Origin of the sequence: Kocuria sp. CPCC 205231, from assembly GCF_040980965.1 — a bacterium.
GTDB lineage: Bacteria > Actinomycetota > Actinomycetes > Actinomycetales > Micrococcaceae > Kocuria > Kocuria rosea.
The window spans coordinates 11,588-35,838 of the sequence record NZ_JAVKPP010000015.1; the positions used below are offsets into that span (position 1 = coordinate 11,588).

At 74.1% G+C, this 24,251-nt stretch carries 25 protein-coding genes; 2 read left to right on the forward strand and 23 right to left on the reverse strand.

Annotated elements, in window-relative coordinates; translation table 11 throughout:
- Positions 1–3: 3 nt before the first annotated feature.
- The 18 genes from RF640_RS14890 to urtA all read right to left on the reverse strand — a co-directional run bounded on the left by RF640_RS14890 (position 4) and on the right by urtA (position 15,477).
- Positions 4–906 carry a hypothetical protein gene (locus tag RF640_RS14890; RefSeq protein WP_272026707.1) on the reverse strand — a complete coding sequence of 301 codons (903 nt, stop codon included), beginning with the start codon at positions 904–906 and terminating at the stop codon, positions 4–6.
- The gene (locus RF640_RS14895) at positions 903–1,607 is read right to left on the reverse strand and encodes a response regulator transcription factor (RefSeq protein WP_017834787.1); all 705 of its coding nucleotides are present in this window, start codon (positions 1,605–1,607) and stop codon (positions 903–905) included. Before RF640_RS14895 ends, RF640_RS14890 begins: the two co-directional genes overlap by 4 nt.
- Positions 1,607–3,022: a histidine kinase gene (locus RF640_RS14900; RefSeq protein WP_081994023.1), complete on the reverse strand. Its 1,416-nt coding sequence runs from the start codon at positions 3,020–3,022 to the stop codon at positions 1,607–1,609. The genes RF640_RS14895 and RF640_RS14900 overlap by 1 nt, the downstream gene beginning before the upstream one ends.
- Before the next feature lie 105 nt (positions 3,023–3,127).
- Entirely contained in the window at positions 3,128–3,601 is a 474-nt protein-coding gene (locus tag RF640_RS14905; RefSeq protein ID WP_017834789.1) for a hypothetical protein, read from the reverse strand.
- A gap of 136 nt (positions 3,602–3,737) precedes the next feature.
- A complete protein-coding gene (locus RF640_RS14910) occupies positions 3,738–4,685 on the reverse strand; it encodes an alpha/beta hydrolase (protein WP_158279179.1) in 948 nt (315 codons plus the stop codon).
- Positions 4,686–4,776: 91 nt separating this feature from the next.
- Complete coding sequence (locus tag RF640_RS14915) at positions 4,777–4,998, reverse strand: hypothetical protein (RefSeq protein ID WP_109221332.1); 222 nt, start codon at positions 4,996–4,998, stop codon at positions 4,777–4,779.
- 142 nt (positions 4,999–5,140) lie between these two features.
- Positions 5,141–5,992, reverse strand: a complete 852-nt coding sequence (locus tag RF640_RS14920; RefSeq protein WP_242630488.1) for an urease accessory protein UreD — start codon at positions 5,990–5,992, stop codon at positions 5,141–5,143.
- A complete protein-coding gene (gene ureG, locus RF640_RS14925; protein ID WP_109221331.1) occupies positions 5,989–6,642 on the reverse strand; it encodes an urease accessory protein UreG in 654 nt (217 codons plus the stop codon). The genes RF640_RS14920 and ureG overlap by 4 nt, the downstream gene beginning before the upstream one ends.
- Before the next feature lie 57 nt (positions 6,643–6,699).
- A complete protein-coding gene (locus RF640_RS14930) occupies positions 6,700–7,422 on the reverse strand; it encodes an urease accessory protein UreF (protein ID WP_095651217.1) in 723 nt (240 codons plus the stop codon).
- Positions 7,403–7,891: an urease accessory protein UreE gene (locus RF640_RS14935; RefSeq protein WP_017834795.1), complete on the reverse strand. Its 489-nt coding sequence runs from the start codon at positions 7,889–7,891 to the stop codon at positions 7,403–7,405. The genes RF640_RS14930 and RF640_RS14935 overlap by 20 nt, the downstream gene beginning before the upstream one ends.
- Before the next feature lie 66 nt (positions 7,892–7,957).
- Positions 7,958–9,670 (reverse strand): urease subunit alpha, encoded by a 1,713-nt coding sequence (gene ureC, locus RF640_RS14940; protein WP_368828323.1) that lies wholly within the window; start codon positions 9,668–9,670, stop codon positions 7,958–7,960.
- Positions 9,667–10,044, reverse strand: coding sequence for an urease subunit beta (locus RF640_RS14945; protein ID WP_368828324.1), 378 nt, complete (start codon positions 10,042–10,044; stop codon positions 9,667–9,669). The genes ureC and RF640_RS14945 overlap by 4 nt, the downstream gene beginning before the upstream one ends.
- A 31-nt stretch (positions 10,045–10,075) precedes the next feature.
- On the reverse strand, positions 10,076–10,378 hold the full coding sequence (locus tag RF640_RS14950; protein WP_017834798.1) for an urease subunit gamma: 303 nt from the start codon (positions 10,376–10,378) through the stop codon (positions 10,076–10,078).
- Between the two features lie 142 nt (positions 10,379–10,520).
- Positions 10,521–11,213, reverse strand: coding sequence for an ATP-binding cassette domain-containing protein (locus RF640_RS14955; protein ID WP_035923281.1), 693 nt, complete (start codon positions 11,211–11,213; stop codon positions 10,521–10,523).
- A complete protein-coding gene (gene urtD / locus RF640_RS14960) occupies positions 11,213–12,088 on the reverse strand; it encodes an urea ABC transporter ATP-binding protein UrtD (RefSeq protein ID WP_109221328.1) in 876 nt (291 codons plus the stop codon). The genes RF640_RS14955 and urtD overlap by 1 nt, the downstream gene beginning before the upstream one ends.
- Complete coding sequence (gene urtC, locus RF640_RS14965) at positions 12,085–13,278, reverse strand: urea ABC transporter permease subunit UrtC (RefSeq protein ID WP_109221327.1); 1,194 nt, start codon at positions 13,276–13,278, stop codon at positions 12,085–12,087. The genes urtD and urtC overlap by 4 nt, the downstream gene beginning before the upstream one ends.
- Positions 13,275–14,159: an urea ABC transporter permease subunit UrtB gene (gene urtB, locus RF640_RS14970; protein WP_368828325.1), complete on the reverse strand. Its 885-nt coding sequence runs from the start codon at positions 14,157–14,159 to the stop codon at positions 13,275–13,277. Before urtB ends, urtC begins: the two co-directional genes overlap by 4 nt.
- Before the next feature lie 61 nt (positions 14,160–14,220).
- Positions 14,221–15,477, reverse strand: coding sequence for an urea ABC transporter substrate-binding protein (gene urtA, locus RF640_RS14975; RefSeq protein ID WP_109221325.1), 1,257 nt, complete (start codon positions 15,475–15,477; stop codon positions 14,221–14,223).
- Positions 15,478–15,752: 275 nt separating this feature from the next.
- Between urtA and RF640_RS14980 the strand changes: the two genes are divergently transcribed.
- The gene (locus RF640_RS14980) at positions 15,753–16,232 is read left to right on the forward strand and encodes an ABC transporter substrate-binding protein (RefSeq protein ID WP_109221324.1); all 480 of its coding nucleotides are present in this window, start codon (positions 15,753–15,755) and stop codon (positions 16,230–16,232) included.
- Complete coding sequence (locus RF640_RS14985; protein WP_153227007.1) at positions 16,232–17,215, forward strand: cation diffusion facilitator family transporter; 984 nt, start codon at positions 16,232–16,234, stop codon at positions 17,213–17,215. Before RF640_RS14980 ends, RF640_RS14985 begins: the two co-directional genes overlap by 1 nt.
- Positions 17,216–17,326: 111 nt before the next feature.
- Here the strand turns inward: RF640_RS14985 and RF640_RS14990 are convergent, their stop codons facing one another.
- From RF640_RS14990 to RF640_RS15010, 5 genes are all read right to left on the reverse strand, one after another.
- Positions 17,327–18,910: a thiamine pyrophosphate-binding protein gene (locus tag RF640_RS14990; RefSeq protein WP_368828327.1), complete on the reverse strand. Its 1,584-nt coding sequence runs from the start codon at positions 18,908–18,910 to the stop codon at positions 17,327–17,329.
- 90 nt (positions 18,911–19,000) lie between these two features.
- Positions 19,001–20,422 carry an NAD-dependent succinate-semialdehyde dehydrogenase gene (locus RF640_RS14995; RefSeq protein ID WP_368828328.1) on the reverse strand — a complete coding sequence of 474 codons (1,422 nt, stop codon included), beginning with the start codon at positions 20,420–20,422 and terminating at the stop codon, positions 19,001–19,003.
- A gap of 119 nt (positions 20,423–20,541) precedes the next feature.
- Positions 20,542–21,198 carry a cyclase family protein gene (locus RF640_RS15000; RefSeq protein WP_095651243.1) on the reverse strand — a complete coding sequence of 219 codons (657 nt, stop codon included), beginning with the start codon at positions 21,196–21,198 and terminating at the stop codon, positions 20,542–20,544.
- Complete coding sequence (locus RF640_RS15005; RefSeq protein ID WP_109221322.1) at positions 21,185–22,690, reverse strand: cytosine permease; 1,506 nt, start codon at positions 22,688–22,690, stop codon at positions 21,185–21,187. Before RF640_RS15005 ends, RF640_RS15000 begins: the two co-directional genes overlap by 14 nt.
- The gene (locus RF640_RS15010) at positions 22,687–24,147 is read right to left on the reverse strand and encodes a sodium:solute symporter (RefSeq protein WP_109221321.1); all 1,461 of its coding nucleotides are present in this window, start codon (positions 24,145–24,147) and stop codon (positions 22,687–22,689) included. Before RF640_RS15010 ends, RF640_RS15005 begins: the two co-directional genes overlap by 4 nt.
- Between the last annotated feature and the right edge of the window lie 104 nt (positions 24,148–24,251).

The window sequence follows — 24,251 nt, forward strand, 5'->3', positions numbered from 1 at the left end:
AGTCTACCGCCCGGACGCCCCGCTGCTAGGGGCGGCGGACCGGCCGCCGTAGGTGATCTCCGCCGCGCCCACGGCCGAGGCCACGTACAGGCAGGGGCGGTCGTCGGGGACGGCGGCGCAGACCGTGGCCGCCGTGAGGTCCTCGGGGTCGCGGTCGTCCGCGCCGGCCACCGCGGGGGTCCACCAGTCGGCGTCCGGGACCGCGGCCTCGACGGCCCCCGCCCGGGTCGTGACGGCCACGCGCCGCGGGGCCTCGCCCACGAGCCGGACCTCGGTGGCCCCGACCTCGGTGTGCACGTCCAGGTCCTCGCGCACCCGGATCCCGTCGAGGTCCACCGCGCCGACCTCCGAGGACGCCCACAGGGTGCGGGCGCTGCCGCTCGCCTCGATCACGCCGGCCTCCGTGTCGAGCCGGACGTCGCCGAAGTCGCCCTCGACGCTCAGGGCGCCGGCGTCCCCGGAGAGCCGCAGGTCCACGGGCTCGTTCCCGGCCGGGACGGTGATCCGCACGTGCATCCCGCTGCCGGCGCCCGGCCAGGAGCGGGACGGGAGGGCGTCGATGCTCAGCCGGCCGTCCTCGACCCGGGGCTCGGGGGCGCTCTCGAGCCTGAACCCGGCGTACACGGACTCCACCCGCAGATCGGGGACGTCGGCCGTCACGACCTCGACGACCGCCGACCGGCTGTCGACCACGACCGTGTCCACGGACTCGGTCACGGTGGTGTCCACCCGGTGCTCCTGGACGGACAGGGACGCGGCGGCCGTGGCGCCGCCGGCGCCCAGCAGGAGGAGGGCGCCGATGCCGCCGAGCACGGCGGTGGGGACGAGCCAGGCCGTGCGCTCGTTGTCGCTGACGACGTCGTGGGAGGAGTCGTGGGCGGCGGGGTGCTCGGGGTGGGTGCTCATGGCCGGTGCTCCTGGTGGGACGGGTTTGCGGACGGGGTGTGGCCGGGCCCGGGGTCCGGGTAGCCGAGGTAGCGCAGGACCGCACGGACGCGGCGGTTGCCGCCGTCCTCGTGGGCGAGGCCCAGCTTGGTGAACACGGAGCGGATGTGCTTCTCCACCGAGGACTCGGTGAGGAAGAGATTCGCGGCGACCGAGGCGTTGGAGAGCCCCTGGGCCATGAGCCCGAGCACCTCGTGCTCCCGCGGGGAGAGGAGCTCCAGGTCCTGGCGGTGCCGCGAGCGCACGAGCAGCTGGGAGACGACCTCCGGGTCCAGGACGGTGCCGCCCGCGCCCACGGTCTCCACGGACTCGAGGAACTGGTCGACGTCCGCGACCCGGTCCTTGAGCAGGTACCCCAGCCCGTCCCGGCGGGACGCGATGAGCTCCGAGGCGTAGCGCTCCTCGACGTACTGCGAGAGCACGAGCACCGCGATCCGCGGGTGCTGGGAGCGGACGAGGACGGCGGCGCGGATGCCCTCGTCCGTGAACGTCGGCGGCAGCCGCACGTCCACGAGGGCGAAGTCCGGCTCGTGCTCCTCGACGGCCCGGAGCAGGTCCTCCGCGGTGTCGACGTCGGCGACCACCTCGTGGCCGGCCTCGGTGAGCAGGCGGACGAGGCCCGCGCGCAGGAGGACGGCGTCCTCGGCGATGACGATGCGCATCAGGATCCCGCCCCCCGGTCGACCGGCAGCTCGACGGTCAGCTCGGTCGGCCCGCCCGCGGGGGAGTCGAGGAAGAAGTGCCCGCCCGCGGAGCGGATCCGGTCGGCGATCCCGGACAGGCCGCCGCCGGGGACCACCACGGCGCCGCCGCGGCCGTCATCGGCGATCCGGGCGACCACGCGGGTGCCTCCCGCGGGATCGGTCTCGAGGCCCACCCGCACCGACGCGGCGCCGGCCTGGGCGTGCTTGACGATGTTGGCGATGCCCTCGGAGACCGCGAAGTACACGGCGGCCTCGGTCTCCGGCGCCAGCCGCGGCACCCGCACGTCCACGGCGACCGGGACGGGGGACTGGGCGGCCACGGCGGAGAGGGCGGCATCGAGGCCCCGGTCCTCCAGGACCGCCGGGTGGAAGCCCCGGGCCAGGCGGCGCAGCTCGGCGATCGCGGCCTTGGTGGTGGCATGCGCCTCCCCGATGAGGTCCTTGGCCCCGGCGGGGTCGTGGTCGATCCGGCGCTGGGCCATCGACAGGTTCATGGCCACGGACACGAGCTGGGGCTGCACGCCGTCGTGCAGGTCGCGTTCGATCCGGGAGCGCTCGGTGCGGGCGCCGCGGACGGCGGTCTCGCGGGCGGCCGCGGCCTCGGCGGCCCGGCGGCGCAGCTCCGCCGCCTCGTCCACCCGGAGCAGCAGCCGGGACAGGCCCCGGTGCGCGGCCACGGCGAGGACCACGACGAGCAGCCCGAGGAGGGTCAGGGTGATCCCGGTCAGGACCACGGCCCAGTCCGGCCAGGTCCCGACCACCTCGGAGGGCCAGAGCGGGTTGTTCGGCGCCGCGTAGAGCGGCGCGAAGGCCAGGGCGACGGCGGCGCCGGTGCCGGCCAGGGCCGCCACGGCGACCCAGCCCAGGACCGTGGTGAGGAGCAGGTGCAGCAGTCCCGTCCAGAACGCGGCGTCGGAGACGTCCAGCCACCACTGGTGGACGATCCGCCAACCGTCGGTGCGGGGCGAGCGGCGCCGGCGCGGGGCGGGCAGGTGCAGCCCGAACGCCGCCTGCGTGCGGCGGCGCTCGACCCACTCGATCCCGCGGACCGCGTAGATCGCGGCCACGAGCAGGACCACGCCCACCAGGGCGGCGAGCGAGGCGAAGCCGGCGGAGACCAGGGAGACCAGGGCCGTCAGCCACAGCGTGCCGAGCGCGGCGTCCACCACGAGGTCGGTGGTGCCGAAGAACAGGGTCCTGGGGGACCACGGTCCCCACTCCCGGGACCGGGCCCCGGCGGCGGGGCCCGCGGGCCGGGAACCGCCCGCGGGGCGGGGGGCGTCGTCCGGGGTCCCACGACCGCTGCCGGGATCGGTGCCGGGGCTGCCCCACGGCACGGGTGGAAGGGGCCGGGTCTCGTGCGGTGTGCTCATGCCTTCACGCTACGGTCGCGGGGGTCGTCGCCGCAGCGACGTTCTCCACCTGGTACGCCTGCGGTTTTCCGCACCCCGGTCCGGCGCTCCGGGCGCCGGCGCGGCTCAGCCGGCGTCCAGCAGGCCGACTCCCATGGCCGCGAGGGTGCCGAAGGCGACGCCCCACAGGACGATGGAGACGATCTGCCACCGGATGACGGCGTTGCGGTCCGCGCCGAAGGAGACCATGGCGGTGGCCGTGATCTGGCTGGGCAGGATGGTCTGGCCGAGCAGGCTTACACCGGCCACACCGTACTTGTCGAAGGCCCGGCGCAGTCTCTGCTGCCGGGGCGAGGGCTCCCGGGGGTCGCCGGCGAACCTGCGGCGGAGGCCGTGCGCGCCCAGGACCAGCGCCAGCATGGAGGCGACGTTGCCGACGACGGCGGCCCCGACGGCGATCGCCGGGTCGAGGCCGGCCAGGACGCCGACGACGGACCCGAAGTAGGACTCGACGAACGGGATCGCTCCTGCCACCACCACCCCCAGCCACTGGAGCAGCGGCGGCAGGGAGGAGGTGAATTCCTGCAGGGCGTCGATCATCGGGGTCCTTCCGGGGGAGGTCGGCGCGGCCGGCCCGCGTCCGTCGCCGGGGCCGCTCCCAGCACGCTATCGGCGCGGCCCGCCCCGGGGCCTCCCCCGGCAGACGGAGCCTCGGCCGCTCCGGGCGAGGGAACCGTCAGCGGCCGCCGGCCGGCTCCGCCCCGGGGCGGAGGTGGCGGACCAGGAACCGGGCCTGGTCCTCGAGCACGCGCGAGCGCACGGGGTCCTCGTAGACCGCGAAGTGCCCCACCGGGTACGTCACGACCTCGCCCCGCGGCGCCGCCCGGGCGATCCGCGCGGCCCGCCGCGGATCCGTCTCGGTGTCCTGCTCCGCGACGCACACGAGCAGCGGCGCCCGCACCCGTTCGGCGGTGCCCGGCAGGTACACGGGAGGGTGGAGGAGCAGCCGGGGCGCGAACTCGTTGCGCCAGGACGGACCCGTCCTCACGGCGTGCTCCAGGTACCGGTCGCTGTCCGGGTCGATGATCGCGCCCACGTCCCCGGGGAGCGCGAACACCGGGATGCAGCGCGGGGGGAGCCCGCGCCGTCCCCGCAGCTCGTCGCGGACCGCGGCGGCCAGCAGCCGGACGGTGGTCCGCAGGAGCAGCCCGAGCGGGATGTGCTCCTGCTGCTTCTTGACCCGGATCTCGCCGGCCGTGCCCTCGGAGCCCTTGCCGAACTCCGGCACCTGGGCGACCACGGCCCGGACCCGCCGGTCCTCGGAGGCCAGCCGCAGGACGTGCCCGCCGGACAGCGAGCTGCCCCACAGCGCGGTGCGGGCCGGGTCGAGGCCGGGCAGGGAGCGGGCCAGGCGCACGGCTGCCCGCCAGTCCTCGAGCTGCTCCGCTGCGTCCACGATCTGCCGGGGTGCGCCGCCGCTGCGGCCGAACCGCCGGTAGTCGAAGGTCAGCACGGCCAGGCCGTGCTCCGCGAGGCCGGCGGCGTGCTCGGCCAGCTGGTCCTGGGTACCGGTGAAGCCGTGGCCCATGACCACGCAGGGCACCGCGGCGCCGGCCGGCGCCGGGCGGTACAGCGCGGCGGCGCACGGGACGCCGCCCGAGTCGAACGTGAGAGCCTCTGGCATCGTGTCCTCCACCGGCCGCGGCGGGTCCTGGTGCCCGCCCGTGGGGTCCATCGTGCGCGCGTTCCGGCGCCGGTGCCAGGGCCCCGGGCGGTCAGGCCGAGGTCACCAGTTCGGACCGACGCAGCCGGTGGCCCCGGATCGAGACCAGCCGCCGGAGTCCCGTGCGGTCCTCGAGGACCCAGGCGATCCCCAGCTGCGGGACCACCTCGCTGACCGTGCCGGTGAAGCGGGGCTGCCGGTGCTCCCAGGCCTCGATCCGATCACCCGGCCGCACCCGGGCCAGGCCCAGGATCCATCTGCTGCTCGCGGTCATGGGGAGCCCCTTCCGTCTCGTGCGCCCGGTTCCCCCATCCTCGTCCCGGCATGTGGCCGCGGCGTTTCCGGCGGGTTGACGTCCCATGTCCTCTCCTCGGTCCCGAGGGCCGCCCCGGGCCCGGAGGGAGGGCCGGCGGGGTTCAGTACTTCCGCAGCGCCACGCGCGGCTGTCCCGTCCACCGCGCGCGCAGCAGCGCCGAGACGTCCAGGAGCAGGTCCGTGAGCTCCGCGGAGCCGGGGCCCAGGGCGCGGACCACGAGGCCGGGCACCGGCAGCTCGGAGACCCCGCACCGCAGCCCCGGCACCCGGGCCTCGGCCGCGGCGAGCAGGCCGTGGACCTCCTCCACCAGCTCCCGGTCCGCCCGGGGGTCCACGACCAGCAGGGAGCCGAGGTGCGTGCGTCCCTCCAGGAAGCCGAGCCCGGCCACGGCATCCTCGCCCGGGCGCAGGCGGAGGTTGTCGAGGACCACCGTGCGCCCGCCCATCAGCACCTCGGTGCGCAGCACCACGCCGCGGTAGCGGAAGACGGTGCCGTCCGGCGCCCACCCGGGGGTGACCACCTCGCCCGCCACGAGGCAGGCCGAGGGGTCCATCGTCACGGTCGTGGACTGCACGTAGTCGGCGTCCTCGTAGGCGATGAGCTGGTCCGGCAGGTACTCGAGGACCGCGCCGGGACCGAGCGCGAGACGTACGTCCTGGCGGGCGGGAGCGGCCGGGGTGCGGTAGACCTTGGTCGCGGACTGGGTGGTGACCAGAGCGGTGCCGGCGGCCCCGACCGTGACGTCCAGCTCGTAGCGGTCCCCGCCGAGGTACCCGCCGCCGGGATTGACGACGACGAAGCACGGCTGCCCCGACCCGTCCAGGTGGTGCGGGCGCAGCACGCGCAGGGCGCCGGCGTGGAACTGGTGGGCCGCCACGGTCCGGTCCCCGCGGGGCACCAGCACCAGCTCGAGCCGGCCCGTCGGCGCGGAGGCCGGCGCGGCGGCGGTCACGGGACCATGTCCAGCATCAGCACGTCGTGCCGGATCCACGCGAGGATCCGCTCGAGGCCCTCGTCGGTCCGGAGGTTGGTGAAGCAGAACGGGCGGTCCTTGCGGAACACGGCGGAGTCCGCGGCCATGACGTCGAGGTCGGCGCCGACGTGCGGGGCGAGGTCGGTCTTGTTGATGACGAACAGGTCGGACTTGATCATGCCCTGCCCGGCCTTGCGGGGGATCTTCTCGCCCTGGGCCACGTCGATGATGTAGATGGAGAAGTCGACCAGCTCCGGGCTGAACGTGGCGGAGAGGTTGTCCCCGCCGGACTCGACGAACACGATCTGCAGGTCCGGGTGCTGGGCGCACAGCTTCTCGATCGCGGCCTCGTTCATCGAGGTGTCCTCGCGGATCGCGGTGTGCGGGCAGCCGCCGGTCTCGATGCCCACGATCCGGTCCAGCGGCAGCACGCCGTTGCGGGCCAGGATCCTGGCGTCCTCGATCGTGTAGATGTCGTTGGTGATCGCGGCCATCGAGACCTCGTGGATCAGCGCGCGGGTGACCCGCTCCACGAGCTGGGTCTTGCCGGCGCCCACGGGCCCGCCCACGCCGATGCGCACGGGGCCGCGGCCGGTCGGCGCGGAGGGGGCGGGGGAGACGGTGGTCATGGTGAGCTCCTGGGTCGGTGCGGTCGGTGCGGTCGGTGCGGTCGGTGCGGTGGTGGGTCAGGACATGAACATGCGGGCCCGCTGCCAGGCGTGGCGCATCTGGGCGATCTCCAGGCCGGGACTGGTCGCCCCGGCCTCGTGGTCGGCCATGGACCCGATCCGCTCGACGCCGCGGGCGACGTCCTCGTGCAGGGCGCGCAGCACGCGCTGGCCCGCGTTCTGGCCGATGGGGATGCCGCGCACGGCGTTCTGGGTCAGGGAGGTCACGGTCGAGAAGAGGTACGCGCCGGCCAGCTGCTCCCAGGTCACGCCCAGGCCGGCGCCCACGAGCGCGAAGGCCACCGCGGGACTGCCGCGGCTCGTCCCGGCGCGCTGGCGCTGCGCGTAGGCCAGCAGCCGGGGGGAGGGGAAGTTCTCGGCGCCGATGTCGGTCATCCGCCGGCCCATCGCGGTCGCGGCGTCCCGCACCTGGACGGGCAGGGCCTGGGCGGCCAGCAGGTCGTCGGCGCGCCACACGGCGTCGTCGTCGGCCGCCGTGGCGACCGCGCGCACCGCCCAGCCCTCCGCCGGCACCACCTGGTGGTGCAGGCAGTGCCGGACCCAGGCCAGGAAGCTCGGCTCGTCGTGGACCGTGCCGTCGTCCACGTAGGTCTCGAGCCCCAGGGAGTGGGCGAACGCGCCGGTGGGCAGGGCGGAGTCGGCCAGCTGCAGCACGGCGAGCGTCCCGGCGAGCGATCCGGCGGCGCCCGCGGGGGAGTGCTCAGTGGGTGTGCTCGGCATGGCGGAAGGGGACCTCCATCTGCCGCTCGACGCGAGCGAAGCGCACCCCGGCGCCCTGCAGGAAGGCCTCGGCCGTGTGGTCGTACTGGAGCACCATGACCCCGTCGTGGCCGGGCAGCTCGGGGACCCCGGCCGCGGGGCCGAGGAACTGGGCGGGCAGGTGCCGGTTGCCCAGGGAGTGGGCCACGAAGCCCATCTGCTCGATCGTGGCGGGCGCGACCACCAGGACGTCGGTGGGCAGGGTCGAGACGACGACGGCGCTGTGGCCGTCCCGGTGCAGGATGTCGCCGTCCCTGAGCTCCCGCCGCGAGCTCAGCCGGATCCCCACCTCGGTGCCGTGGTCGGTCACGACCCGCTGGACGCGCTTGCGCAGCTCGGGCCCGGAGAGCGCGACCCGCTCCAGGTGCAGGCCGGCGCGCTCCGGCTCGGTGAGCTCGGCCAGGTTGCCGAGGACGGCTTCGACGATCACGGGTGCGGGTCCTCTCGTGGGGCTTCGGGGTGTCTCAGGGCGTGCGGGGCCCGGCCGGCGGGCCGGTCAGAACAGGAAGTACCGCTGGGCCATGGCCAGCTCCTCGGCGGGCTCGCACGTGGCGAGCTCACCGTCCACGCGGACCTCGTAGGTCTGCGGGTCCACCTCGATCTCCGGGGTGGCGTGGTTGTGCCGCATGTCCTGCTTGGTCAGGCCGCGGATCCCGCCCACGGGCAGCACCCGCTTGCGCAGGCCCAGGCGCTCGCCGACGCCCGCCTCGACGGCGGCGCGGGACATGAAGGTGATGGAGTTGGCGTGCGGGGCGGTGCCCTTCGCGCCGAACGCGTCCCGCATCAGCTGCGGCTGCGGGGTGGGGATCGAGGCGTTGGGGTCGCCCATGAGCGAGTGCACGATCTGCCCGCCCTTGAGCACGGCGTGGGGCTTGACCCCGAAGAACACCGGGTCCCACAGCACCAGGTCCGCGAACTTGCCCGGCTCGACCGAGCCCACCACGTCGGCGATCCCGTGCGCGACCGCCGGGTTGATCGTGTACTTGGCCACGTAGCGCTTCAGCCGGGCGTTGTCCCCGCGGCCCGTCTCCTCGGGCAGGGGCCCGGTGCGCCGCTTCATCTGGTCGGCCAGCTGCCAGGTGCGCAGCACCACCTCGCCCACGCGGCCCATGGCCTGGGAGTCGGAGGAGGTCATGGAGAACACGCCCAGGTCGTGCAGCACGTCCTCGGCGGCGATCGTCTCGGGCCGGATCCGGGAGTCCGCGAACGCCACGTCCTCCGGGATGTCCGGGTTGAGGTGGTGGCAGACCATGAGCATGTCCAGGTGCTCCTCCGCCGTGTTCCGGGTGAAGGGCAGCGTGGGGTTCGTCGAGGACGGCAGCACGTGGGGCAGGGCCGCGATGCGGATGATGTCCGGGGCGTGGCCGCCGCCGGCGCCCTCGGTGTGGAACGTGTGGATGACCCGCCCGTCGATCGCGGCCACCGTGTCCTCGAGGAACCCGCACTCGTTGAGGGTGTCGGTGTGGATGGCCACCTGCACGTCGAACTCGTCGGCCACGCCCAGGGCCGTGTCGATCGCCGCCGTGGTGGCGCCCCAGTCCTCGTGGATCTTGAGCCCCACGGCGCCGGCGCGGATCTGCTCCGCGAGGGGCTCGGCGGTGCTCGCGTGGCCCTTCCCGAGCAGCCCGAAGTTCATCGGGTAGCCGTCGAGGGCCCGGAACATCCGGGCGAGGTGCCACGCACCGGGGGTGATCGTGGTGGCGTTGGAGCCCTCGGCGGGGCCCGTGCCGCCGCCGAACATCGTGGTGATCCCGGAGGACAGGGCCGTGCCGATCTGGTCGGCGCCGATGAAGTGGATGTGGGAGTCGATCCCGCCCGCGGTGAGGATCCGGCCCTCGCCGGCGATCACCTCGGTGGAGGCGCCGATCAGGATGTCGACGCCGTCCATGATGTCCGGGTTGCCGGCCTTGCCGATCCCGCTGATGTGCCCGTCCCGGATGCCGACGTCCGCCTTGTAGATCCCGGAGGCGTCGAGCACCACGGCGTTGGTGACCACGGTGTCCACCACGCCGTCGTCCCGGGTCAGCCGCCCGTTGTGGCCCATGCCGTCCCGGATCACCTTGCCCCCGCCGAAGACCACCTCGTCCCCGGGGACCGTGCGGTCGTGCTCCACCTCGAGGAACAGCTCGGTGTCCGCCAGGCGCACCAGGTCCCCGGTGGTGGGCCCGTAGAGGCTCGTGTACTGGGCGCGGGACATCTCGTGGCTCATGCATGCTCCTTCCCGGAAGCGTCGGGGCGGGGGCCGCCGTCGGTGCCGGGGGCGTCCGTGCCGGGGGCGTCGAGGGGCCCGTTCACCCGGTTCGCGAGGCCGTGGACCTCGCGGCGCCCCGCCAGGGCGACGAGCCGGACGCGCTTGCGGTCGCCGGGCTCGAAGCGCACCGCGGTGCCGGCGGGGACGTCCAGGCGGAAGCCGCGGGCCGCCGTCCGGTCGAACTCGAGGCCGGGGTTGGCCTCGGCGAAGTGGAAGTGCGAGCCCACCTGCACGGGGCGGTCGCCGCGGTTGACCACGTCCAGCTCCGTGGTGGGCCGGCCGGCGTTGATCACGACGGGCTCGGGCCGCAGGACGTACTCTCCGGGGATCACGGGCGCTCCTTCGGTGCCGGGGGCGGGCGGGTCAGCGGATGGGGTCGTGGACGGTGACGAGCTTGGTGCCGTCCGGGAAGGTCGCCTCGACCTGGACGGAGTGGACCATCTCCGGCACGCCCTCCATGACGTCCGCCCGGGCCAGGATCGTGGAGCCCCAGGACATGAGCTCGGCCACGGTCCGGCCGTCCCGGGCGCCCTCCAAAAGCTCGGCGGTGATCAGGGCGACCGCCTCCGGGTGGTTGAGCCGCAGCCCCCGGTCCCGGCGCCGCCGGGCGAGGTCGCCGGCCACGACGACCAGCAGCTTCTCCTGCTCACGGGGTGTCAGGTGCACGGCTCTCCTCGGGACGGCGGGTGCTCAGGGACAGTCGTCACCGTAGGGGCTCCGTGTTTCGGCGAGGTTCACCGGGTGTTTCCGGCACGTGCCGGGGCGCGGGCGCCCGGGCAGGCGCCCCGGCACGTGCGCCCGCGCCGGCTCAGAGGGCGAGCGCCGCCCGGGCGTGCTCCTCGGCCCGCTCCCCGGCGCGGCCGGAGGCGCTGACCCGCCCGGAGTCCAGGACGTACCAGTCCGTGGCCGAGCCCAGGGCGAAGCCGATCCGCTGCTCCACCAGGAGCACCCGGATCCCGGTGCCGGCGGCCAGCTGCAGGATCTTCTGCTCGATCTCCTGGACCACGGACGGCTGGATGCCCTCGGTGGGCTCGTCGAGGATCAGCAGGGACGGCTCGGTGATCAGGGCGCGGGCGATCGCCAGCTGCTGGCGCTGCCCGCCCGAGAGCAGCCCGGCCCGGCGCTCGAGCAGCCCCTCGAGGGCCGGGAACATCGCCAGGGACCGGTCGACGGCGGCCCGCCCGTTCCGCCGGCCGTCGGCCACCACCTGGAGGTTCTCCCGGACGCTGAGCCCGCCGAAGGAGCGCTGGCCCTGCGGGACGTAGGCCATGCCGCGGCGGACCCGGGCGTGCCCGCTGAGCCCGGTGATGTCCTCGCCGTCGAGCAGGATCCGGCCGGAGGTCACCCTGTTGAGGCCCACGACCGCCCGCAGCAGCGTGGTCTTGCCCGCCCCGTTGTGGCCGAGTAGGGCGACCACGGCGTCCCCGCCGACGGTGAGGTCCACGCCGTGGACCACCTCGGTGCGGCCGTAGCCGGTGTGCACGTCCTGGAGCTCGAGCATCAGGAGTCTCCCTCCCGGGGGTCGGCCGCGGCGGCGGCGGTGGCGGCGGTGCCCAGGTAGATCTCCTGGACTCGCGGGTCGGCCTGCACGTGGGCCACGGAGCCCTCGCTGATCACCCGGCCGTCGGCCATCACGGTGACGGAGGTGGCGTAGCGGCGCAGGAACTCCATGTCGTGCTCCACCACGATCGTGATCCGGTCGCCGCCGATCCGGCGCAGCAGCTCACCGGTCTGCTCCCGCTCCTCGTGGCTCATCCCGGCCACGGGCTCGTCGAGCAGCAGCACCTGCGCCTTCTGCACGAGCAGCATCCCGATCTCGAGCCACTGCTTCTGCCCGTGGGCCAGCACCCCGGCCGGGACGTCCCGCAGGGCCGAGAGGTTGATGATCTCGAGGGCCTCCTCCACCTCCCGGGACACGGACCGCCGGGCGGCGAGCAGGGACAGGGGCGGCCGGCCGGCCTCCGCGGCGATGTCGAGGTTCTGCAGGACCGTGAGCTGCTCGAAGACGCTCGCGGTCTGGAAGGTGCGGCCCACGCCCAGCCGGGTGATCCGGTGCGTCCTGCGGCCCACCAGCTGGTGGCCGTCGTGGTCGATCGACCCGCGCGCGGGGACGAGCCCGGTCACCGCGTCGATGAGGGTGGTCTTCCCGGCGCCGTTGGGGCCGATGAGGAAGCGCAGGTCGCCCTGGTTGACCACGAGGTCCACGCCGTCCACGGCCGTGAAGCTCCCGAAGGACACGGTGAGGTCCGTGATCTCGAGGTAGGAGGGGCGGCCCGTGCGCAGCCCACCGGGCTGCGGCGGGGTGTGCCCCAGCAGGGTGCTCCTCCACTCGGGGCGGCGCGCGGACAGCATCTCGGGGCGTGCGGCGGCGTTCATCGGGCCTCCTCCGCGGCCAGGGCCGCTGCCGGGGTGGGGACGGGGTCGTCGGGGGTGGTGGCCCCTCCGGGGCCGCGGCCGTCTCCGTCGCCGGGGGCGGGCGCGGGGGCGCGACGACGACGCCGGAGCACCCCGGGCAGCGAGGCGATGCCGCCGGGCAGGAACCCGACCACCAGCACGAAGAGCAGGCCCTGGAGGTACACCCAGAAGGACGGGAACGCGGAGGCCAGGGACGTCTCGGCGAAGGACACGGCGATCGAGCCGAGCGCGGGCCCGAGCAGGGTCGCGCGGCCGCCGACGGCCACGCCGATGAGGAACGCGATGGACGGGATCACCCCGACGTCGGCGGGGGAGACGATCCCCACGACCGGGACGAACAGCGCCCCGCCGATCCCGGCCATGACCGCGGCGAGGACGTAGGCGGCGGTCTTCACGAGGGCCGGGTCGTGGCCGAGGAAGCGCACGCGCTCCTCCTGGTCCCGCACGGCCACGAGCAGCTCGCCCCACCGGCTGCGGTGGAGCTGCCAGGTGAGGGCCACCATGGCCAGGAGCAGCGCCGCGGTGACGAGGTAGAGGACCAGCTGGTTGCGCGGGTCGGCGAGGTCGTAGCCGAAGAGGGAGCGGAAGCTGCTCAGCCCATTGGACCCGTTGGTGAGAACGGGCTGCCCGATCAGCCAGACCGCGAAGGCCGCGGCGAGGGCCTGGGACAGGATCGCGAAGTAGGCGCCCTTGACCCGCCGGGTGAAGATCGCCAGGCCCAGGGCCGCGGCCACCGCCGCCGGCACCAGGACCACGCCGAGCACGGCGGCCGCCGGGTGGGCGAACACGGCCCACACGGCGGGCAGCTCGGTGACGCCGTTCTGCCGCATGAACTCGGGGACCTGCTCGCCCAGCAGGCGGGTGTCCGCGAGCTGCAGGTGCATGGCCATGATGTAGGCGCCGAGCCCGAAGAACAGGCCCTGGCCCATGGTGAGCATCCCGCCGCGGCCCCAGGCCAGGCCGATGCCCACGGCGACCATGGCGATGCACAGGTACTTGCCGAGCAGGCCCAGGCCGAACCCGCCGAGGGTCAGGGGCGCCAGGACGAGCAGCAGGAGCGCGCCGAGGGCCAGCCCGGCGGCGGCCCCCCGGGGGCCGGTGAGCCGGTCGCGCCACGCGGCGGCGGGACGGGGTGCGGTGGTGGTGTTCATGCCAGACCTCTCGTTCGGACGCTGAAGATCCCCTGGGGGCGCAGCTGCAGGAAGGCGACCACGGCGACCAGCACCAGGACCTTGGCGATCGAGGCGGTGGTGGAGTACTCGACGAAGGCCTGGAGCACGCCCAGGCCCGCCGCGGCGAGCACCGCCCCGCGGATCTGGCCGATGCCGCCGGCGACGACCACGAGGAAGGCGTCCACGATGTACGTGGTGCCGAGGGTGGGGCTCGTGGAGCCCACGAGGGTCAGCGCCACCCCGGCCACCCCCGCGAGCCCGGAGCCGATGAAGAACGTCAGCTGGTCGGTGCGCCGGGAGGAGATCCCGCTGACCTCGGCGAGGTCGCGGCTGAGCACCACGGCGCGGATCCGGCGGCCCAGGGAGGTGCGGTGGAGCACGAGCGCGAGGGCGGCGACCACGACGACGGCGAGGGCCAGCAGGAACACGCGGGACGCCGGGACGGGGACGCCCAGGACCTCCACGGGGCCCTGCAGCAGCTCGGGCAGCCGCACGTCCACGCTGGGCGCGCCGAAGACGTCCCGGGCCACCTGCTGGAGGACCAGGGACACCCCGAAGGTGACGAGCAGCGTGTCCAGCGGGCGGTGGTACATGCGCCGCAGCAGCAGCCCCTCGACCAGCAGGCCGAGGGCCCCGCCCACGAGGAACGCGAGGGGGATCGACAGCAGCAGGGAGACCCCGGCGTGGCCGAGCACCTGCTGGACCGTGAACGCGGTGTACGCGCCGGCCATGATGAACTCGCCGTGGGCCATGTTGATGACGCCCATCTGCCCGAAGGTCAGGGACAGCCCCACGGCCGCGAGGAGGAGGATGGAGCCGAGGCTGAGCCCGGCGAACAACTGGCTGACGATGACTTCCATGGACGGCTCTTCTCTCGGTCTGCGGGGCGTCGGGGGGCGGTGCCGGCGGTGGCGGGGCGGCTCAGCCGGAGACGCCGTCGGCCCAGTCGTAGCCGGTCAGGAACGGGTCGGGGACCACCGGCTCGGCGGCCTCCTCGACGGTCTCGATCAGCCCGTCCTCGCGGATCCGGCCGATGCGCGGGGTCTTGGTGATGTGCTGGGTCTCCCCGTCCACCTCGACGGTGCCCTCGGGGGCCTCGACCACGGTCCCGTCGGCGGCCTCGCGCACGGCGTCGACGTCGAAGGACCCGGCCTTCTCGACCATCGCCCGCCACAGGTGCACGGACGTGTAGGCGGCCTCCATGGGGTCGCTGGTGACCCGCCCGCCGCCGTACCGGTCCTGGAACGCCCGCACGAACCGCTCGTTCTCGGGGGTGTCGACGGTCTGGTAGTAGTTCCAGGAGGTCAGCTGGCCGGCGATGTTCTCCACGCCGATGCCGGGGACCTCCTCCTCCGCGACCGACACGGACACCACGGGCACCTCGCCGGCCTCGAGGCCCACGGAGGAGTACTGGCGGAAGAACGCCACGTTGGAGTCGCCGTTGAGGGTGTTGAACACCGCGTCGGCGTCCGAGGCCAGGAGCTTGTTGACGATGGTCGAGAACTCGGTCGAGCCCATGGGCACGTACTCCTCGCCCACCACCTCCATGCCGTGGGCCGCGGCGTAGGCGTTGATGATCCGGTTCGCCGTGCGGGGGAAGACGTAGTCGCTGCCGACCAGGAAGATCCGCCGGTGCCCCTGCTCCCGCAGGTGGTCGAGGGCCGGGACGATCTGCTGGTTGGTGGTGGCCCCGGTGTAGAAGATGTTGGGGGAGGCCTCGAGCCCCTCGTACTGCACCGGGTAGAACAGCAGCGAGTCCTGGGCCTCGAAGACCGGGAGCATGGCCTTGCGGCTCGCGGAGGTCCAGCCGCCGAACACCGCGGCCACGCAGTCCTGCCGGATCAGCTTGGCGGCCTTCTCCGCGAACACCGTCGGCTCGCTCGCGCCGTCCTCGGTGACGGGGTCCAGCTCCTTGCCGAGCACCCCGCCGTCGGCGTTGATCTCCTCGATCGCCAGGTTCAGGGAGCGGTTGACGGTCGTCTCGCTCACGGCCATCGTGCCCGAGAGGGAGTTGAGCAGCCCCACCTTCACGCTGTCCCCGGAGGTGTCCACGCACGAGCTCGACGGCGCCTGGGCGGCCTGCGCGCTCGGCTGCGGGTCGTACTTCGCGCCGCACCCCGTGAGGAGCGTGGCCGCCACGAGGGCCGGGATCAGAGCGCGCCGTGCGGGGACCGTCATGCCGTCCTGCTTTCCGGGGGAGGAGTCGCTGGGTGCCGGGCGGTGGTCCTGCGCGGGGCGGGACCCGGTCCGCCGGGATGGGAGCGACGCTAGCCAGCCGGGATTTCCGGGGTGCGGCGCAGAGGTTTCCCGGCGATGTCGGACGCGGCGCCCGGTTTCGGGCGTGTGTCGCCCGGTCCCGCAGCGGCGCCGTCCGACGCAACTCCGTATGCTCGGGACCGATGGAGAGCGCGGTCCGCCGGGACCGCCCCGGTGGTTGGAAAGGTCGTGCGGCGATGTCCCCCTCGGTGCGCCCGCTCGCGGTGGCGGTGCTGGCCGCGGCCCTGGTCACGGGGTGCGGCTCCGGGTTCCCGAAGGACCCGGAGGGCACCCTCGACCGGGTGCGCGGCGGTGAGCTGCGGGCCGGGGTCTCGGAGAGCCCGCCCTGGACGGAGGTCGCCGACAGCGGCCGTCCCTCGGGGGTGGAGGTCGAGCTGGTCGAGGAGTTCGCCGAGCGAATCGACGCCGAGGTCGTCTGGACCTCCGGCGCCGAGAGCCACCTGATCCGCTCGCTCGAGGGCGGCGACCTCGACGTCGTCGTCGCAGGCCTCACCGAGACGTCCCCCTGGGAGAAGCACGCCGCGCTGACCCGCCCGCACACGGAGATCGAGACGGGGGACGGCCGCACCGAGAAGATCGTGCTGGCCACCCGGCTGGGGGAGAACGGCTTCCTCACCGAGCTCGAGACGTTCCTGGTGGAACGGGAGGAGGGGTGATGTCGCAGTCCGGGGCGAAGGCCCGGTTCGGGTCCACCGAGCTCACCGGCGCCCAGGCGCGCACCCTGGCGCGTGCGGTGCGCCTGGAGAAGATCACCCTCGGGGTGCTCGCCGTGACCGTGGCCGTCGTGGCGCTCGTGGCCGGGCAGTCCCAGGCCATGAAGGTCGCCTGGATCGAGGACTCGCTCTCGTTCCTGCCGCCCCTCGCCTTCCTCGTGGCGGTCCGCGTCGCCGGCCGGCGCCCTACGCCCCGCCACCCCTACGGCTACCACCGCTCCGTGGGCGTGGGCCACCTCGTGGCGGCGGTCGCGCTCCTGGCGATGGGCGCGTTCCTCGTGGTCGACTCCGGCTCCGGGCTCCTGCGGGGTGAGCGGCCCCCGATCGGGGTCACGAGCCTGTTCGGCACGCCGGTGTGGTCCGGGTGGCTGATGGTGGCGGCGATGACGCTCACCAGCATCCCGCCCGTGATCCTGGGCCGGATGAAGATGAGGCTCGCGGAGGAGCTCCACGACAAGGTGCTCTACGCCGACGCCGACATGAACAAGGCGGACTGGATGACCGGCCTGGCCACGGCGCTCGGTGTGCTGGGCATCGGGATGGGCCTGTGGTGGGCGGACGCGGTCGCGGCGCTCGTGGTCTCCACGTCGATCCTCAAGGACGGGGCCACGAACCTCAAGGGGGCCGTCGCCGACCTCGTGGACTCCCGCCCGACCACCTACGACGACGCCGCGCCCCACCCGCTCGTCCAGGACGTGGAGACGGTGCTGCGCCAGCAGCCGTGGGTGCAGGACGTGGGCGTGCGGGTCCGGGACGAGGGCCACGTCTTCCACGTGGAGGCCTTCGTGGTCCCGGCCGAAGGGGTCGTCCCGACGCTCGGGCAGCTCGCGGCCGCCCGGAAGCGCTGCGCGGACCTGGACTGGAAGATCGAGGACGTCGTGCTCGCCCCCGTGACGGAGCTGTCGGAGGACCAGGTCCCGCGCTGACGCGATCCCTGCCCCTGCGCGAGGGGTCTCGTCCCGAGGCCATCCGGGCTGTGTTCCGACAGGAGGCAACCCCTCGGCAGGGATGTGGGTGGAACTGGACCCCCGGCGGGGTCAGATCTTCAGGTGCACCAGGCTCGGCCCCTCGACCGCGAGCGCCTCGACGACCTTCTCGGCCAGGTTCTCCGGGGTGGCCTCGAACGCGACCGCGCCGAAGGCCTCCGCGAGCGCGGGCCAGTCCGGCTGCCGCAGGTCCACGGCGAGCGGGTCGATGTCCCGGTCGGTCATGTTCTGCCGGATCTCGCCGTAGCCGCCGTTGTCCACGCACACGATCGGCAGGTCCACGCCGAGCTCCACGGCGGTCATCAGCTCCTGGATCGAGAACATCAGGGCGCCGTCGCCCACGAGGCACAGCACGGGCCGGTGCGGGGCGGCGAGCTTCGCCCCGATCGAGGCGGGCAGGCCGTAGCCCAGGGTCGCGTAGGTCCCCATGTAGAGCAGGGAGTGCGGGAGCTGGGCGCGGAAGAACGTGGTGGAGCCCAGGTAGGTGACCTGGGAGGAGTCGCCGCCGATGATCGTGTCCTCGGGCACCACCGCCATGATCGTCTCGTTGAGCGCCGCGAGCTCGGGCGCGGTGCGGCGGCCCTCGTCGTCGAGCCGGGCGAAGACCTCGGTGAGGTCGCGCGGGGGGCGCGGGGCGAGCGGGCCGATCGCCTCGAGGAGCTGCGGGACCACGGCCGCGGAGTGGCCGGGCAGCTCGATGTCCGGGTCCAGGTTGCACAGCATCTGGTCCCGCATGATGTCCACGCGCACGACCGGGCCCCGCGGCGTGATGTCCCCGCCCCACAGCTCGGCCTCGCCCACCTTCGAGCCGATCACCAGCAGGGCGTCGGCGGAGCGCAGGAACTCGTGCGCGGTGGACAGGCGCAGGTCGGCGCCCAGCGAGAGGCGGTGCCGCTCGGGGATCGCACCCTTGCCGTTGGTCGTGGTGATGACCGGCGCCTCGAGCAGCTCGGCGAGCTCGAGCAGCCGCGCGCCGGCGGCCAGGGAGCCTCCGCCGGCCAGGACGACGGGCCGCTCGGCGTCCCGCAGCACCTCGGCGGCGCGGCGCACGTCGTCGACCGGCGCCGGCTGCGGGGCGCCGAGCCGGCGCGGGGCCACCTGCCGGTCGGTGTAGTCGAGCTCCGCCTCCAGCACGTCCAGCGGGATCTCGATGTGCACCGGCCGGGGGCGGGAGTGGGCGAAGTCCCGGAAGGCGTCGTGGACCATGGTCACGGCCTCGGCCCCGCTGGTGACCCGGCGGCTGCGGCCGACGATCGCGTCCACGGCCGCGGACGGGTTCTTCGTCTCGTGCAGCGAGCCGATGTCCCGGAAGTCGTGGCCCACCGGACGGCCGGGGGACAGGATGATCATCGGGCGGGACTCGGCGTAGGCCGTGGCCGCCCCGGACAGCGAGTTGAGCAGGCCCGGCCCGGACGTGGTGATGACGACGCCCGGCAGCCCGGAGACCTGGCTCCACCCGTCGGCGCCGTACGCGGCGCCCTGCTCGTGGCGGGTGGTGACCGCCCGGATGCCCAGCTCGCGCAGCGGGCGGTAGAACTCGAGCGAGTGGGTCCCGGGGATGCCGAAGACGGTGTCGACGCCGTAGCCCCGGAGCGTCTCCAGCACGGCACGGGCGGTGGTCCTGCGGGCGGTCATGAGCGGTCCTCCAAGGGGTGGGGCGGGCGGAGCGGGACGGGTGGGGCGGGGTGGGGCGGGCGGAGCGGGCCGCGCGGCGGGCGCCGGGGGTCAGCCCTCCTCGGCGGTCCGGTCCTTGATGTAGAGCAGGCGCTTGTTGACGAACTCGTCCATGCCCAGGGGTCCCAGCTCGCGGCCGTAGCCGGAGCGCTTGACCCCGCCGAAGGGCATCTCGGCGCCTTCGGCCTCGGCGGCGTTGACGGCGGCCATGCCCGCGTCCAGGCCCTCGGCGAGCCGGCGCGCCCGGTCCGGGTCCGTGCTGAAGACCGCCCCGCCCAGGCCGTAGGGGGTGTCGTTGGCCAGGGCGAGCGCCTCCGCGTCGTCGGCCACCCGGTAGACCACGGCCACGGGGCCGAAGAGCTCCTCGTGGTGGGCGGCCATGTCCGGGGTGATCCCGGTGAGCACGGTGGGCTCCAGGTACGCGCCCGGGCCCTCGAGCAGCCGCCCGCCGGCGTGCAGGGTGGCGCCGGCGTCCACGGCGGCCCGGATCTGACGGGCCAGTCCCTCGGCCGCGGCCCGGGAGGACAGGGGGGCGAAGGTCCCGGGGGCGGCCTCGGCCGGGTCGCCCGGGGTCAGCGCATCGGCCTGGCGGGTCAGCTCGGCCACGAACTCGTCGTAGAGGTCCGCCATGACGATCATCCGCTTGTTGGAGTTGCACGCCTGGCCCGTGTTGCCCATCCGGGTGGCGAAGGCCGTCCGGGCGGACTCGCGCACGTCGTCGGTGTCGAGCACGACGTAGGGGTCGGAGCCGCCGAGCTCGAGGACGACCTTCTTCAGGTTCCGCCCGGCGATCTCGGCGACCTTCGCCCCGGCCCGCTCGGAGCCGGTCAGGGACACCCCCTGGACCCGCGGGTCGGCGATGATGTCCGCGACCTGGTCGTGGCTCGCGAAGACGTTGGCGTAGGCGCCGGCCGGCACCCCGGCGTCGTCCATCAGCTGCTGGAGGGCCAGGGCCGCCCGGGGGCAGGACTCGGCGTGCTTGAGCAGGATCGTGTTGCCCAGCACCAGGTTGGGGGCGGCGAAGCGGGCCACCTGGTAGTAGGGGTAGTTCCACGGCATGATCCCGAGCAGCACCCCCACGGGGCGCTTCTGGACCACCGCCCGGCCGCCGCCGGAGGCCGTGATGGGCTGGTCCGCGGCCAGGGCCGGGCCCTGCTCGGCGAAGTACGCGAAGATCTCGGCGCAGAACGCGACCTCGTCCCGGGCCTCGGCGAGCGGCTTGCCCATCTCCTCGGTGATGACGGCGGCCAGCTCCTCGACCCGTTCGGCGAACAGCGTCCCGACGCGGGCCGCGACGGCCGCCCGCTCCTCGATCGGCAGGGTCCGCCAGGCGCGGAACGCGGCGTCGGCGCCGGCCAGGGCCTCCTGGACCTGGGCGTCGGTGGCGGTCGGGTGCTCCGCCAGGACCCGGCCGGTCGCCGGGTTGACGGACCGGTAGGAGGACGGGGCGGTGGATCGGGCGTCAGCGGTCATGGCGGGGTCTCCTCGGGAGTGATCGGATGTCGTCGTCGGCGTCGGCGTCGGCGTCGGCGGCGTCGGCGTCGGTGGCGTCGTGGTCCCGGGGCGGGGACCGGGCAGCGGCGGCGCGGGGCTCACGGCTGCATCGCCACCGCCCGCACCGGGGAGCCGTCCAGTCCGCGCAGCCGCAGCGGCAGGACGCTCACCAGCGGGTCCCGCCAGTCGACGGCGTGCAGGTTCGTCAGGTTCTCGACGATCGCCCCGCCCGCCCCGAGGACCGCCGCGTGCACCGGCAGCTCGGGCGGGCCGGACGCGCCGGCGTCCGGGGTGCGGTCCGGGTTGAGGGTGTCCGTGCCGAGCACGTGCACGCCCGCGGCCAGCAGGCGCTCGGCGATCTCCACGTCCAGCACCGGGTGCGCCAGGTAGCGCGGGGTGCCGAAGTGCCGGGACCAGTCGGTGCGGAACAGCACGATCGTGCCGGCCCGCACGTCCTCCAGCTGTGCGCGGACGTGCGCCCAGCGGATCACCTCGTGCTCCCGGAGCTCCGGCACGTGCACGATGCGCGCCGGTCCCACCAGGCGGGCGAGGTCGAGCTCGTCCACGGGCGAGCCGCCGTCCACGGTGTGCAGCGGGGCGTCCACGTGCGTGCCGCTGTGTGTGCCCAGGTGCAGCTCGGCCACTTGGAAGCCGTCCCGCGGGACGGACGCCGCGAGCCGGGAGTCCACGGCCGGGTCCCCCGGGAAGACCTGCATGCCGGCCTCCACGGGGTGGCTCAGGTCAACGAGGCGCATCGGCGGCCTCCTCCGGCCTGCCGGCCGCGCCGACAGTGCCGACAGTGCCGACCGTGCAGGGTCCGCCGGTCCGCTCGGGCGCGGCGGCCCCGTCCCGCGCCCCGGCCCCGTCCGTCCCGGTCCTCCCCGCCTCGGCGAGGTGTCGCTGGACCGGCCGGCCCGGCACGATCCGCTTCGCCGCCAGGGCCCAGAGCAGGTAGAGCGCCGCGGAGAGGGCGAACGTGGGAATGGTCGCGCCCACGGGGCTCGGCAGCACGTAGGTGAGCACCAGCGAGCAGACCGCGCCGACGGCCCACACCGCCACGGCGGCGGGGTTGACCCCGCCCCGGTACCAGTACCGGCCGCCGCGCCCGCGCAGGATGTCCGCCGCGTAGGCGCCGCGCTGGACCACGTAGTAGTCCACCAGCATGATCGCGAAGACGGGGATGAACAGCGAGCCGATCAGCACCAGGAACTCGGTGAACTGGTCCAGCAGGCCCAGCCGGGTGGACCCGAGGACCGACACGGCCCCCAGTACGAGCGCCGTGGGCAGGAACCGCAGCCTCCGCGAGGGCGTGAGGTTCACCACCGAGGAGACCATGCCGTAGACGACCATGGTGTTGGTGGCCATCACCGACAGGAAGACCACCACCGCCAGGGGCGCGCCGAAGGCGGCGACGAGCACCGTCGGGTCGAACCCGACCGCCTCCCCGCCGTCGAGCACCACGTAGGCGACGGCGGTGGCCCCGAGGCTCATGGCCGCGACCGTGGACAGGACGTACCCCGCACCGGAGCCGATCATGCCCGCGGACTGCCGGCGGGCGAGCCGGTTGAACTCCGCGGAGAGCACGGTCCAGGAGATGGCCGTGGCGATGACGACGTCGAGGACCGCGATGGGGGACCAGCCCGCCCCGGGGTCCACGGGCAGGGCGGCGAAGTCGGCCACGGGGTAGGACGTGAACGCCACCGTGAACACCCAGGCCATGATGCCCAGGATCACCACCGCCAGCCACGGCTCCACCCGGGCGATGCCCTCGTGGCCGAGGACGGCCAGCGCCACGACCAGTGCCTGGCAGAGCACCGAGAACAGCACCGGGTTCGAGTAGCCGGTCGCCTGCGCCACGAGGAAGTTCACGGTGACGCCGGCGAGCATCGCCTGCACCCAGCTCCAGCCCATGAGGATGACCACGTTCGCGGCCACCGGCAGGAAGGACCCGCGCAGGCCGAAGGAGCCCTTGGTCAGGGACATGGTGGCGAGACCGGTGCGGGTGCCCATGTTCCCCACGAGCACCAGCACCGCCCCGCCGATCAGCGTGCCCAGGACGATCATGGCCAGAGCCGTGGGCCAGGACACCCCGGGCACGAACAGCGTCCCCGTCAGCAGGGTGGTCACCACCAGGTTCGCCGCGAGCCAGATCATCCCGATCCGGCCCGCGCCCAGCGTGCCGCGCAGCGGGCCGTAGCCCTCGGAGTTCTCGTCCAGGTGGTCCGAGAGCCGGGACCAGGCGCTCACGGGCGGGCCTCCGCGCGGTCGGCGCCGGAGCCCGCGAGGCGCTCGTTCCACTGCCGCAGCACCCCGGCGTGCGTGGGGCGGGACAGCAGCGAGACCACCACGTAGACCAGTGCGGAGCTCGCCAGTCCCAGGTAGATGGGGGCGTTGGCCAGCACGCCGAAGACTGCCATGGACGCCACGGTCACCACGGACCCGACGAGCATGGACAGGGCCGCACCGAGGCTCGTGCCGCGCCGCCACAGGAGCCCGCCGAGGATGGCGACGAGCAGGCCGCCCACCAGGATGTCGTAGGCGATGGTCAGGGCGGTGACGGTGTCCGAGACGAAGATCGAGATCACCGTGATCACCACGCCGAAGACGAGCACGTAGATCTGGTCCCCGCGCAGCGCCTCGGCGGTGCCCTCCGGGGCGGGGGCCGCGTGCCGGGTGAGCAGGGACCTCAGGGTCGGCACGACGTCGACGCGGGCCACCGTGGCCGCGGCGATGAGCGCGCCCGAGGCCGTGGACATCATGGCGGCGACCCCGGCCGCGAGCACGATCCCGCCGAGCCCGGCCGGGACGTACTGCTGCGCCATCGTGGCGAACGCGTCGTCCGGGGAGGAGAGGTCCGGGGCCACGGCGGCGGCCGTCATCCCGATGACGGCCCCGGCCACGCCGTAGAGCGCCACGTAGGCCGCGGAGGCGAGCCCGCCCCAGCGGGCGACCTGCGGGGAGCGGGCGGTGAAGACGCGCTGCCAGATGTCCTGGCCGATCAGCATGCCGAAGCCGTAGACCACGAACTGGGTGACGATCGCCTGCGTGCCCATGCCGTCCCAGGTGAAGAACGTGGCGTCCAGCCGGTCCTCGAGCCCGGTCCAGCCGCCCGCCGCGGAGAGGGAGAACGGCAGCAGCACCAGGAAGATGCCGACCGTCATGAACACGAACTGCATCATGTCGGTGAGCGTGATCGACCACATCCCGCCGAGCACGGAGTAGGCCACGACCACCACGCCGCCGAGCAGGATCGCCCACGACCGGTCGAGCGGGAAGAGGACCGAGAAGATCGCGGCGTACGCGGAGGTGGAGGTCACCGAGAGCATCACGGTGTAGGCCAGCATCACGAACGAGGACGCCTTGGCCCCGCCGCGCTCGCCGTAGCGCAGCTGCAGCATCTGGGAGACGGTGAACACCTTGAGGGACTGGATGCGGCCGGCGAAGAACAGGCTCAGCGCGGCCAGGCCGGTGGCGATCGCCACCACCAGCCACATCCCGGAGATGCCGTAGGTGTAGCCGAGGCCCACCCCGCCCACGGTGGACGCGCCGCCGAGGACCACCGCGGCCATCGTCCCGGTGTAGAAGCCGGGGCCCAGGCGGCGGCCGGCCACCCGGTAGTCCTCGGCGTCGTGGGCCCGGCGGCTGGCCCAGAGCCCGACCGCCACCATGGCGACCAGGTACAGCACGATGATCAGCACGTTCATGGGTGTCGCTGCTTCCTCGGGGCGCGGGCGCCCACGGGGTCGATCGGGAGCCTCCCCGGAACGGGGTTGCTCTACAAGAAACAAAAGTTGTCCCACATAGTATG

Bases quoted from the DNA above. Each gene is read 5' to 3' on its own strand.
- RF640_RS14980 (WP_109221324.1), top strand. From the start codon at position 15,753: ATGTCCCCCTCGGTGCGCCCGCTCGCGGTGGCGGTGCTGGCCGCGGCC.
- RF640_RS14890 (WP_272026707.1), bottom strand. From the start codon at position 906: ATGAGCACCCACCCCGAGCACCCCGCCGCCCACGACTCCTCCCACGAC.
- RF640_RS14895 (WP_017834787.1), bottom strand. From the start codon at position 1,607: ATGCGCATCGTCATCGCCGAGGACGCCGTCCTCCTGCGCGCGGGCCTC.
- urtB (WP_368828325.1), bottom strand. From the start codon at position 14,159: ATGGAAGTCATCGTCAGCCAGTTGTTCGCCGGGCTCAGCCTCGGCTCC.
- RF640_RS15010 (WP_109221321.1), bottom strand. From the start codon at position 24,147: ATGAACGTGCTGATCATCGTGCTGTACCTGGTCGCCATGGTGGCGGTC.
- ureC (WP_368828323.1), bottom strand. From the start codon at position 9,670: ATGAGCCACGAGATGTCCCGCGCCCAGTACACGAGCCTCTACGGGCCC.
- RF640_RS14955 (WP_035923281.1), bottom strand. From the start codon at position 11,213: ATGCTCGAGCTCCAGGACGTGCACACCGGCTACGGCCGCACCGAGGTG.
- urtD (WP_109221328.1), bottom strand. From the start codon at position 12,088: ATGAACGCCGCCGCACGCCCCGAGATGCTGTCCGCGCGCCGCCCCGAG.
- urtA (WP_109221325.1), bottom strand. From the start codon at position 15,477: ATGACGGTCCCCGCACGGCGCGCTCTGATCCCGGCCCTCGTGGCGGCC.
- RF640_RS14915 (WP_109221332.1), bottom strand. From the start codon at position 4,998: ATGACCGCGAGCAGCAGATGGATCCTGGGCCTGGCCCGGGTGCGGCCG.
- RF640_RS14910 (WP_158279179.1), bottom strand. From the start codon at position 4,685: ATGCCAGAGGCTCTCACGTTCGACTCGGGCGGCGTCCCGTGCGCCGCC.
- RF640_RS14900 (WP_081994023.1), bottom strand. From the start codon at position 3,022: ATGAGCACACCGCACGAGACCCGGCCCCTTCCACCCGTGCCGTGGGGC.
- ureG (WP_109221331.1), bottom strand. From the start codon at position 6,642: ATGACCACCGTCTCCCCCGCCCCCTCCGCGCCGACCGGCCGCGGCCCC.
- urtC (WP_109221327.1), bottom strand. From the start codon at position 13,278: ATGAACACCACCACCGCACCCCGTCCCGCCGCCGCGTGGCGCGACCGG.
- RF640_RS14990 (WP_368828327.1), bottom strand. From the start codon at position 18,910: ATGACCGCCCGCAGGACCACCGCCCGTGCCGTGCTGGAGACGCTCCGG.
- RF640_RS15000 (WP_095651243.1), bottom strand. From the start codon at position 21,198: ATGCGCCTCGTTGACCTGAGCCACCCCGTGGAGGCCGGCATGCAGGTC.
- RF640_RS14930 (WP_095651217.1), bottom strand. From the start codon at position 7,422: ATGCCGAGCACACCCACTGAGCACTCCCCCGCGGGCGCCGCCGGATCG.
- RF640_RS14985 (WP_153227007.1), top strand. From the start codon at position 16,232: ATGTCGCAGTCCGGGGCGAAGGCCCGGTTCGGGTCCACCGAGCTCACC.
- RF640_RS14995 (WP_368828328.1), bottom strand. From the start codon at position 20,422: ATGACCGCTGACGCCCGATCCACCGCCCCGTCCTCCTACCGGTCCGTC.
- RF640_RS14905 (WP_017834789.1), bottom strand. From the start codon at position 3,601: ATGATCGACGCCCTGCAGGAATTCACCTCCTCCCTGCCGCCGCTGCTC.